The organism is Vibrio genomosp. F10 str. 9ZD137 (assembly GCF_049974785.1).
GTDB lineage: Bacteria > Pseudomonadota > Gammaproteobacteria > Enterobacterales > Vibrionaceae > Vibrio.
In genome coordinates, this window is sequence record NZ_JBNGCJ010000158.1 from 1 (window position 1) to 399 (window position 399).

Here is a 399-nt window from a genome sequence, read left to right on the forward strand (position 1 = left end):
TGTTCCGTTTAAACGCCTTGTTAGGCATTCACGGTGCAATTTTTGAGTTATCTGAAACAGCATAAGCAATAACGTCTAATTTATTGCAAACTCTAGACAATGCATCCATAAACTTATCCCCACTTAATGTTGACCAATCATCTCCGTACCAAAGTGTCATATGCGCAGACTCAACAGGATCATCGTAAATAGACAACTCAACACTATATTCATTTAACTCTGTATATAAATTGTTAAAGCAATCAGGAAACTCACTAAAGAAAGCACACTTAACATTGTCCTGAGTGCCAAATGGCAATGCAGCTGATACTTCATGTAAATCAACAATACTACAATCAACTGGCTTAAGAACGATAATATCAAAGCTCATATAAAGATGCCTAACGCCTTACTAAGTGG

The 399-nt window shown here is 36.3% G+C and carries 1 protein-coding gene; it reads right to left on the reverse strand.

What is annotated here, in order from left to right; translation table 11 throughout:
* Positions 1 to 28: 28 nt before the first annotated feature.
* Positions 29 to 370, reverse strand: coding sequence for a hypothetical protein (locus ACP45E_RS01980; protein ID WP_017038652.1), 342 nt, complete (start codon positions 368 to 370; stop codon positions 29 to 31).
* Positions 371 to 399: the final 29 nt, after the last annotated feature.

Excerpts from the sequence above, each read along its gene's own strand:
- ACP45E_RS01980 (WP_017038652.1), bottom strand. The coding sequence starts at position 370 with ATGAGCTTTGATATTATCGTTCTTAAGCCAGTTGATTGTAGTATTGTT.